At 59.1% G+C, this 9284-nt stretch carries 11 protein-coding genes; all 11 read right to left on the bottom strand.

Going from position 1 to position 9284, the window contains the following annotated elements; translation table 11 throughout:
• Positions 1–380: 380 nt before the first annotated feature.
• A complete protein-coding gene (locus D7X94_RS08680) occupies positions 381–1271 on the bottom strand; it encodes a phage distal tail protein (RefSeq protein ID WP_120427334.1) in 891 nt (296 codons plus the stop codon).
• A gap of 9 nt (positions 1272–1280) precedes the next feature.
• Positions 1281–4655 (bottom strand): phage tail tape measure protein, encoded by a 3375-nt coding sequence (locus D7X94_RS08675; protein WP_243111232.1) that lies wholly within the window; start codon positions 4653–4655, stop codon positions 1281–1283.
• Positions 4656–4718: 63 nt separating this feature from the next.
• The gene (locus tag D7X94_RS08670; RefSeq protein ID WP_120427333.1) at positions 4719–4976 is read right to left on the bottom strand and encodes a hypothetical protein; all 258 of its coding nucleotides are present in this window, start codon (positions 4974–4976) and stop codon (positions 4719–4721) included.
• 20 nt (positions 4977–4996) lie between these two features.
• Entirely contained in the window at positions 4997–5395 is a 399-nt protein-coding gene (locus tag D7X94_RS08665) for a hypothetical protein (RefSeq protein ID WP_120427332.1), read from the bottom strand.
• Positions 5396–6004, bottom strand: coding sequence for a hypothetical protein (locus D7X94_RS08660; RefSeq protein ID WP_120427331.1), 609 nt, complete (start codon positions 6002–6004; stop codon positions 5396–5398). It abuts the gene before it with no gap.
• A gap of 12 nt (positions 6005–6016) precedes the next feature.
• Positions 6017–6403, bottom strand: a complete 387-nt coding sequence (locus D7X94_RS08655; RefSeq protein WP_147401689.1) for a hypothetical protein — start codon at positions 6401–6403, stop codon at positions 6017–6019.
• Positions 6385–6735, bottom strand: coding sequence for a phage head completion protein (locus tag D7X94_RS08650; RefSeq protein WP_120427329.1), 351 nt, complete (start codon positions 6733–6735; stop codon positions 6385–6387). The genes D7X94_RS08655 and D7X94_RS08650 overlap by 19 nt, the downstream gene beginning before the upstream one ends.
• Positions 6732–6971: a Lar family restriction alleviation protein gene (locus tag D7X94_RS19845; protein ID WP_120427328.1), complete on the bottom strand. Its 240-nt coding sequence runs from the start codon at positions 6969–6971 to the stop codon at positions 6732–6734. The genes D7X94_RS08650 and D7X94_RS19845 overlap by 4 nt, the downstream gene beginning before the upstream one ends.
• Positions 6971–7408, bottom strand: a complete 438-nt coding sequence (locus tag D7X94_RS08640; protein ID WP_120427327.1) for a hypothetical protein — start codon at positions 7406–7408, stop codon at positions 6971–6973. The genes D7X94_RS19845 and D7X94_RS08640 overlap by 1 nt, the downstream gene beginning before the upstream one ends.
• 17 nt (positions 7409–7425) lie before the next feature.
• A complete protein-coding gene (locus tag D7X94_RS08635) occupies positions 7426–8358 on the bottom strand; it encodes a hypothetical protein (RefSeq protein ID WP_120427326.1) in 933 nt (310 codons plus the stop codon).
• Positions 8359–8361: 3 nt separating this feature from the next.
• On the bottom strand, positions 8362–9003 hold the full coding sequence (locus D7X94_RS08630) for a phage scaffolding protein (RefSeq protein ID WP_120427325.1): 642 nt from the start codon (positions 9001–9003) through the stop codon (positions 8362–8364).
• Positions 9004–9284: the final 281 nt, after the last annotated feature.

Raw genomic sequence — 9284 nt, 5'->3', positions numbered from 1 at the left:
GAGTTAAGGTCAAGGGCAAGACCGTGGAGCTCCGCTCCACACCACGCCACTTTTGAAAAAGTGGACAACACTTTTACCCTGGCTAACTGAAAGCGCCCACACCCAGCTTAGCAGAGTTTTCCGTAGCAAAACGTAAAGATAAACCGAGCCATGCGAGTGTTTATCTTTTAGACACTATGACGAAACTCAGCTATCTCATTTCTCCATTCGTGGCGTCATGTGCGACGAATGAAATGAGGAGTGTGTAAAAGTTTTTGAGACTTACCGAAGGTAACGTCTTAAACTTCTTTTCAAAAAGTTTGTGGGGTGTGGGGGAGGCAATCGCCGGTGGCGATTTCCCGTCGCCGACCGAGGCGGCAGCTGAGACAGCCCCACGACCTTTATTCGACCTCAAGATAGAGGGGGGTATAGAAGAGGGTGACGGCCATAGAGAGGCGCTGATCGGGGTTGGCGCACTCCAGGGCCAGCAGGTTCCGCCCGGGCAGAAGCTGGATCCACTCCCCGCCGAAGTCCCGATAGCGGATCAGGTTTTCCGGCTCTCCCTGGGCGGGATAAAGGGTCATGCGCTTTTCCCCCGGCAGGGTGGAGATTTCCAGCAGCTCCCCCTTGTGGAAAGCGCGGTTCACCCCGATGTATTTTCCGGAGGTCAGGTTCCGGATTCGGGGATTCTCCACCGTGCCGGAAAACCGCAGCCGAGCGGTGATTCCCGTCTGGAATCCGCCGGTGTTGTTGGTCTCCGCCGTGTAGGCCCGGTTCTGGGATCCCATCACTAAGGGGGCCTCCTGGCCGAAATTGGTGGGGAACCGGAACAGCTTGCCGGTGGAATCAAAGGCCACGGCCATGTCCGTCCGGTCGGAGAACAGGGGGAACGGGCAGGTGGCCTGCAGCAGGAACTTCCGGACTTTCTCGTTGTTCTGCCTGTACTCCGGGGGGTACTGGATGGAGGAATCCGGCCGGAACTGGATTTTCTTCCCCTCGTACTCCAGGATGTAGTCCTCCACCGGAGAGAAGAAGGCGTTGAGAAAGGCGCAGCGCTCCCGGAGATCGCCGGTTCCGCCGTCCAGCACCCAGCCCACGATGGACAGAGCCCGGGTGCCCACGATGGTGTCCACAATGGTGCTGCCTACCTGATTCAGGTGCCGGTACTCCTGGTGCTGGCCGGGGACCTGTCCCCAGTCCACCGTGCCCAGCCAATAGCCCCCGGCGTCCCCCTGGCGGAGAGTCAGTTCTCCCCGGCCCGCCAGAGACCGGATGGTGATTTCCCGCTTCATGCCGCCTCCTTATACAAATCCCAGAGCCATCTGCTGGCTGGTTTTCTTCCACTCCCGGGCGGCCTGCACCGGATCCACCGCCACAGGGGAGTTGATAATGATCGTGGTGCCGCCCAGGGAGGAAGCGCCCTCGCCGGAGGATTTTCCAGCGCCGGAGGATGCGCCCTCCCAGCCCACAGGCCTGGGGGAGAAGTCGATGTTCATCGGATCTGTGCGCAGAGCGTCCATCACCTGGGCGCTTACGTCCTCCACGGCCCGGACGGCCTTGTAGCCGTTTTTCTCCACGCCTTTCGCGGATCCCTCCATCAGCATATTAAAGGCCCATTCCGCTTTTTTGGAGGGGGAGTGGATGCCGAAGAAGTTCAGCACGCCGTCCCAGATACTCTGCACCCAGCCGGAGATGTTGTCCCAAAGCCAGCCCGCCAAGCCCGTGATGCCGCTCCACAGGCCCTTGACGATGTTCCCGCCGATGTCGCTGAACACCTGCCAGGCGTTGGAGAAGAACCCGGTGATGGTGTCCCAGATACCGGAGAAGAACTCGCCCACGCCGCTCCACGCGCTGGTGATGGCCTCCCAGGCCTGGGAGAACAGGTTCCCGAACCAGTCCGCCACGCCCTGGAAAATGCCGGTGATGCCGTCCCAGATGCCCTGGAAGAAGCCGGTAGCGGCCTCCCAGACCCCGGTGACGGCGCTCCACGCGGCCGAGAAGAAGCCCCCCAGCACGTCCGCAACGGCGGAGAAAACCCCTTGGATTCCATCCCAGACCCCGGAGAAGAAGCCTACCGCCGCCTCCCACACGCCGGAGATCAGGTCCCAGGCGGCGGAAAAGGCGTCGCTCAGGAAGCTGGTCACCGCCTCAAAGGCGCTGTGGATGCCGTCGGCGATGCCGCCAAAGAACCCCAGCACCGCGTCCCAAACGGATTTGATGGCGTCCCAGGCTGCGGAGAAAATGCTCCCGAACCACTCCGCCACGCCCTGGAAGATGTCCACAATGCCGTCCCAGATGCCCTGGAAGAACGCCACAATCGCCCCCCAAGCGTCCTGCACCGCTTGTCCAGCGGCGGAAAACACGTCAGAAAACCACTGGCCAACATTCTGGAAAATGTTCACGATGCCGTCCCAGACCCCTTGGAAAAAGTCCACAATCCCCACCCAAGCGGCTTGTATGGCCTCGCCCGCCGCCTGGAAAAAGCTGACAATGGCCTCCCAGATAGCCTGGACGGCCTCCCGGAACTCCTCGCAGTTGTTCCAGAGATAGATCAGGGCCCCCACAATGGCCGTAATCACGGCAATGACGGGGTGGGCGGTGATCAAGGAAAACAGGCCTTGGATGCCGGACATCAAGGTTTTCCCGATATCCAGGATATTTCCTATCCCGCTTGTGACTGCGCTTACGATCTTCCCGACCACGTCAAGAATGCCGCTTGCCACATCAATGATCTTTGTGATATGGGGGAAAAGCAGGGCGATGGCCGCAACAAAAGCCGGGGTATTGGTGGTGATTCCCTCCACCAGCTTGGCAATAATCTCCATGCCCACAGCGGCAATCAAGGGCCAGTTCTCCATCACCGCGTTGGCGAGGGCTTCCAGCAGGACGATGGCCCCGTCGATAATGGCCGGAGCGTTCTCGGCAATGGCCAGGGCGATATTCCGCACCGTACTGGAGGCCATTTCCATAATCTTGTCCTTGTTCTCCACCAGCCCCCGGCCAATGGCCCCCAGGATGTCTATGCCCACGGTGAACAAAGATTCGTGATAACTGAGAAAGGCGTTGGCAATCAGGGGGATGAACTGCCCGATATTTTCGGAGATCAGATCTCCGGCTTGGCTGAACCCTTGGAAGATGGTATCTACCATCCCCATGCCGAACTGCACCAGCTCTTCCCCGTGCTCTCCCAGCCAAGTGCCTACGCCGGTGATCAGGATGTTGATGATCTCTCCAGCCGCCGCCAGGATTTCATCGCCGCTGTCCAAAATGCCGTTCGCTAGGGATTCCACAAACTGCCAGCTTACCTTGACAAATTCAGGCGCTTTTTCCGCGAGGAATTTTGTGGCCTGGGTGACGATGCCCGTCAGCGCGGAGAAAAAGCCCTTTGTCCCGCCGCTCTGGAAGCCCTTTGTCAGCTGCTCCATGGCCTTTGTGCCGAACTGGGCAAACTCTCGCAGGGTGGGGTTCAAGGCGTCGGAAATCGAAATCTGTAAGCTCTCCAGGGCGCTTTTAAAGAGCTTCATGTCCCCGGCCAGATTGTCCATCATGGTGGCAGCCATTTTCCCAGCCGCACCGTTGCACTCAATCAGACTGGATGTCAACTTCTGAACATCTGCATTGCTGGCATTCATCATTGCCATCCAGGCGGTTCCCGCTTCTTCTCCGGCAATCTTCTTCGCGTAATTTTCCTGTTCCTGGACTGTGAGTTCTTTCCATGCCTCCCGGCTTTCCATTAACACAGAGTTCAGGTCTCTTGCGCTACCATCTGCGTTATAAAACTCCACGCCAAGTTTTTCCGTGAGTATGCCCAGTGCTCCAAGGCTTTTAGAACTTGCGCCCGCGTCTGTGGCAATACGGTTCATGATAGACCGTAGCGCCGTGCCGCCCTGGGATGCCTTGATACCGCTGTTCGCCATCAGCCCGATGGCCAACGCGGTATCTTCTATTGAATACCCTAACGTGCCCGCAACAGGAGCTACATACTTGAATGTTTCTCCCATCATGTCGACATTTGTATTGGCGTTACTGGCCGCTACGGCCAGCACATCGGCAAAATGGCTTGCATTAGGGACTTCCTTTTCAAATCCATTTACAAGGACCTTTGTTGTCCCATCCGCCGACAGGCCAAAAGCCGTCATAGCGTCGGTAACAATATCAGAGGTCCTTGCCAAGTCCTCTCCAGAGGCCGCAGCTAGGTTCATGATGCCCTCGATGCCCCCCAGCATGTCCCCGGTTTTCCAGCCCGCCATGGCCATGTAGTTAAAGGCCTCCGCCGCCTCCGAGGCGCTGAACTGGGTGGAAGCGCCCATCTCAATGGCCTTGTTCCGCAGGGCTTTGAAGTCCTCCCCTGTGGCCCCGGACACCGCCGAAACCTGGGACATGGCCGCGTCGAAGTCCATCCCCGCCTTGACCGCAGTCCCCCCGAACCCAGCCACGGCGGTGGAGGCCGCCATAAAGCCCTTCACCCCGGACATCACTACATCGCCCGTCTTTTTGCCCACGGTCTCCACGGCCTGAAAGCCCTCCACAGCGGGCTTGAAAAAGCTCTCCGCGCCGGAAAGGCCCTTTTTCAGGCTGGAGGCAAAGCCGGAAAACTTTCCCGAGGCGTTTTTCAGCCCCGCGTCGAATTCGCTTGCGTCCAGGGATATTTTCGCGCTCAGATTAAATAAGTCCAAAAAGGGCCTCCTTTCCCTTAAATACAATTTCGGAAGCCCCTCTCGGCTCTTCCCGGGGACCTCTTACCCCGGGGGCAGTGCTGCTATTTTTTCTCTGATATGGTCCACGATCTCCTCCCGCGTGCGCTCCTCCCTGGGGGCGGGAGCCTCCTGGTCCAGAATTCTCTGGGCCCAGCGCACAGACAGGACCTTCCCCGCCTTGCCATTGGTGAGGAAGGCGGCGGAAACCGCCGTGTTTTCCTCCACAGCCTGGAGGGCGTCCGTCACATACACCCGGAAGGAGAGCTCTTCCAGCTCCCGGCGGATCAGGACGGGCAGCACCGCCAGATATCCCCGGGCCGTCAGCCGGGGGGCGCTGCAGATGGCCCGGAGGGTTCTTTCTTCCCCCGCCCCAGAAACGATTTGAAAAAACCCAGCAGCTCTTCATCCTGGAACACCTCCCGAAGCTGGGAGAAGGTCTCCCGCACGGGCTGGGCCGCAATCTCCTGGGGAGTTTTTTCGTTCAGCACAGAGAGAATGCCGTACACGTCCGCCCGGTGGGTGTTCAGCAGAATGGGGATCGCCTCGCCCAGCCGGTCCATAATCAGCACATATTGGCCGTAAAGGTTCACCTCTTCCAGGTTCACCACCTTGCCGATGGCCGCCACAAACTCCTGGTCCGTGGTGATGTGGGTGATGTAGGGGGTCAGGCGGCACAGGGCGTCCATAGCCCCGTCGGTGCTCAGCTGCGACAGCTTCATTTAGGCTACCTCCTCTCCCGTGCCGGGCTCTCCGCCGGTCTCCGAACCGGGAACCGGGCCCGTACTGTAGAACTCCATGGGCATCCGGTCCTGCTCCTTGATGGACACATGGCCGGTCAGCTCCATAGAGACCTGCCCCTTGCCGTTTTTGGTGGTCTGCAGAGAGAAGCCCCCGGTGGACAGGGCGTTGATCAGCCGGATGGCAACCATGCCCTCGTCGGCCCGGTCCCCGACCCACCACACGTCGGAAAAGTCCGTGAGCTTCACGCTTCTGCGGGGGGTGATTTTGCCGGTTTCCGGATCAATGTCTGCCGCGCCCAGAGACAGCCGGATGGATTCCGCTGACGTGCCCAGAGAGGTGAAGCCCATTTTGCAGTCCCAGCCGTCCAGGTGCTTGAACTCCATCATGTTGTTGGGGGCGTTGTCCACGTCCTCCGCGAAATCGCTGTAGGTGGGCACGCAAGAGGGGTTGATCCCGCCGGAGGTGGCGCAGATCAGGTCTTTGTCCTCAAAAGCCCCATCGGCGGGGTCGAACTTTTTCAGCAGGATTCCCGCGTCCAGCTGGAGGCCGTCGAAGGTATCCTTGGGAATCACTGTAAACTTTCCCATTTCGTACTCCTTTCAATTTTTCGTAAGGTATTCCGCCGTTACGTTCAGATACCGGCGCTTGATGTTGGGGGAGGCCTCGTCCCGGAGAGACTGGCACCAGGGGGCCCCTCGTTTCAGCCAGATATAGCCCCCGTCGCAGGGAAGGATTTTGCCTCCCAGGCCGATGCCCCGGGAAAGCTCCTCCGCCTTGCCGTTGGGGATTTTTTCGGATTCGGTGTAAAACCACAGGTTTACCGTCATGCCCACCTCTCCCCCGTCCCAGGCGCTGGTGATCAGCTCATAGGTGAGATAGGGCAGCTCCGCGTCCTCGGGGACGCTGGCGGCGGCATAAGCCGTCATGCCGAAGGAGGAGAAGAACCCGTGCAGGGCGGCGGCTTTGGTCATCGGGGCAGCTCCCATTCCTCCGCCGTCACCTGGGAAAACTGGAACGTGGCCCGCTTGGGCGTCTTAACGTCATCTCCGTCGCTGGTACAGCGGAAGATCTTGCCATCGGACAGCCGGCGGAACACGTCGTGGTACTCCAGCTTGGCGTTGGGCTCGCAGGTCACTGTGTAAAGACTGGTAACACCCTGTTTCTCTGCCGTCCGGGCCTGCATGGAGGTGTCACAGACCACAGCAGCCTTGAACTCCGCCCCATCCGCCCAGTTTGTAATAAAACCGCCCTCGCCGTCCGGTACGCGCTTTTTCTCAATCAGCTGGCAGGGCTCCATGTACTCTTGTAAAAGGCTCATTCTGTGGCCCTCCTGTTCCAGTCCGTTGCCGCTTCTTCATAGCCATCGTGGATGACGTGAAATCCATCAATGTCTCGCCGAAACTCCGATTTATATGTTTTTGAAGTTGTTGCACCACATTTCGAGCAAGAAACGCTGTGAAGTTGCGAAAACAGGCCACAATGGTCTACAGAATTAGAACTGGTTTTCACAACTGCCTTGCCGCCACAAAACGGGCAAGATTTCAATTCCACCATCAAATTCCCCTCAACTTTCTATACGGGTTCAGCCGTTCCCGGAACGCCGTCTGCCAGCCGCCTGAGCCGGTGCTGTCCCCTGCGCCGCTGGCCTTGCTATAGCTGTAGCCGCCGAAGCTCTCGCTGGTGTAAGGGCTTTCAATGACCGCGCCGTACTTCTTCTGCCATGCGGCAATCTCCTCGGCAAGCTCCACCACGGCACGGGGCACTGCCAGCGCCCAGACCGCCCCCCGGAAGGCCTCATCCTGCAAAAGCTCCATGGCCGGGCCGTACCGGTGCAAGCCGTCGTTGAACAAGCTGCCGCAGATGCGGAAATACTGGCCCTCCTGGAGGAAGGGCAGCGCGATGCCGCCGTCCTGGATGGTGTAGCTGCCCGGATGCACGCCGCCCGGCACAAGAAACCAGTTTTTGGTTTCTCTCAGAACCTGTTCGAGCATTCCGCCGCCCTCCTTCCTCACTTACCGGCGGAGGCCTTTGCGGACGCGGCCGCAAGGGTGGTTCCGCTGCCGATGACGCCCTTGACCACCCCCGGCGCGTACTCCACCAGAATCTGGACGCCGCTCATCACCAGGCTCTCAATCTGGGCCCGCTCCTTGTTGGGGTAGCCACTGTTGATGCCCACAAGGCCCAGCTCCTCCGCCGTAAGACCAAAGGAGGACGCCACGTCCCCGCCCATGGTCAGATAGTACAGAATAAAGTTCTCCTTTGCCGTGGCCACAAAGGTCCCCTCGGTAATCCGGGAGGAGATGATCACCGTGCCCAGGCCCAGAAAATCCTCGATATAGTTCATGCCAAAGGCGGTCTGGGTGGTGATGTTGGCAGTGGCCAGATAGCGGGAAATGTCCAGGGGGTTGAGGAAATACACCGCCTGGGTGGTGTCGTCCTCAAACTTCACCTGCAGCTGGCCCCACGCGGCGGCCAGCGCCGCCTGGAGGCTGTCCCCGGCAACCGGGGTGGAATCCTGGATCGTGCCGTTGAGAAAGTCGAACAGGCTCTTTCTAACGCTGACCTGCACATCCTTCAGCAGAGCCGCGTCCGTATCCCGGACGGCGGCGTCATAGCCGGACTTCTTGATGGCCTCGGCGCTGGCGGCCTTTCTCCATTTCTTCAGGGTGATCTCGCCGATGGGCTTTTTCTCGGTTTTGTACTGGCTCAGAGGGATGATCTCGCCCTCGGCCACGTTGCCGTCCTGGAGCTCTCCGGTGGTGGTGTAGTAATACATGGTGGTCCCCTCCATCATGGGGATCCTCCGGGTTACCCCCAGCACCTCCATCAGCTTCGCCAGGCTTGTGTGCTCGAACTGATAGACAAAATCCACCTCTCGGGCCCGCTTCATATCCTCCTGGGTGATCAGTTTTTCTTCCGCTGTAGTGACTACGTTAGGCATTCTTTACTCCTTTCCTTTTATGCCGAAGAGATCCAGGTTCCGGGCCATGGCCCGCTGCCGCTCTCCGGTGTCCTTGATTGCCAGAATCTGTTCCTTGGTCATGGTGCGCCCGCCGCCGGCTCCGTCCGGGGGCGTGGAGATCTGGGCTCCCTGGATCTCCCGCGTCTCGATAAAGTCCGCCCATTCCTCCTTGAGGGATTTCAGCCGGTCCTTGGCGTCGGCGACCTCACCCTTTTCGTTGAGCTCCACGCCGTCCACGTCGCTGACCCTGAGAACGGATTCCAGCCGCTTCTCGCTGATTCCCGCCGCTTTCAGCAGCGCCCGATAGGCGGCTTCCTTGGCGGCGTGGGCGTCCTTTTGGGACTGCTGGGCCTTATATGCCTCGAAATCCTCCTTGATCGCCTTGTACTTCAGCTCCCACTTGTCGTTCTTTGACGCGGAGAGCTCCGTCTGGGCCGCTTCCAGCTCCTTTTGGACGTCGGCCAGCTTCCCGGCGGTCTCCTTGTACGTATCGATTTCCTCCCGCAGAGCGTTCACGGAGGCCACATGGCCGTCGATGATTTTCTCCACAGCGTCGCTCATATGTTCCTTGTCCACCCCGGCGGCGGAAAGAATCTCCCGTACCTGTGCTTTTGTCAGTGCCATAAAAAATTAACTCCTTTTTCCCGGCGGCAGTCTCTGCCGTTCGTTAATCTATAAAACCGCGTTCTCTGCGGGTTTTACCAAATAAAAAGAGCGCGGCCGCAGGCCCACTCAGGGGTCCACAGCCACGCTCGGCTCTTCCGGAAAACCGCTTATTTCCGGGAATCTGGTTTCTTCGCGAAAAACAAAAAAGGGGCCAACAGCGGAACTGCTTCCGTTATTGACCCCTCTCGGCCCTTCCCGCCCAACGCTTAGGGCGGGGAATTTTTATTATATTGTAAGTA

This window comes from Acutalibacter sp. 1XD8-33, assembly GCF_003612555.1.
GTDB lineage: Bacteria > Bacillota > Clostridia > Oscillospirales > Acutalibacteraceae > Acutalibacter.
The sequence above is the reverse complement of the archived record's forward strand: the minus strand, read 5'-3'. Positions and strand labels throughout refer to the sequence as shown.

Bases quoted from the DNA above. Each gene is read 5' to 3' on its own strand.
- D7X94_RS08680 (WP_120427334.1), bottom strand. From the start codon at position 1,271: ATGAAGCGGGAAATCACCATCCGGTCTCTGGCGGGCCGGGGAGAACTG.
- D7X94_RS08665 (WP_120427332.1), bottom strand. From the start codon at position 5,395: ATGAAGCTGTCGCAGCTGAGCACCGACGGGGCTATGGACGCCCTGTGC.
- D7X94_RS08660 (WP_120427331.1), bottom strand. From the start codon at position 6,004: ATGGGAAAGTTTACAGTGATTCCCAAGGATACCTTCGACGGCCTCCAG.
- D7X94_RS08655 (WP_147401689.1), bottom strand. From the start codon at position 6,403: ATGGGAGCTGCCCCGATGACCAAAGCCGCCGCCCTGCACGGGTTCTTC.
- D7X94_RS08650 (WP_120427329.1), bottom strand. From the start codon at position 6,735: ATGAGCCTTTTACAAGAGTACATGGAGCCCTGCCAGCTGATTGAGAAA.
- D7X94_RS19845 (WP_120427328.1), bottom strand. From the start codon at position 6,971: ATGGTGGAATTGAAATCTTGCCCGTTTTGTGGCGGCAAGGCAGTTGTG.
- D7X94_RS08640 (WP_120427327.1), bottom strand. From the start codon at position 7,408: ATGCTCGAACAGGTTCTGAGAGAAACCAAAAACTGGTTTCTTGTGCCG.
- D7X94_RS08635 (WP_120427326.1), bottom strand. From the start codon at position 8,358: ATGCCTAACGTAGTCACTACAGCGGAAGAAAAACTGATCACCCAGGAG.
- D7X94_RS08630 (WP_120427325.1), bottom strand. From the start codon at position 9,003: ATGGCACTGACAAAAGCACAGGTACGGGAGATTCTTTCCGCCGCCGGG.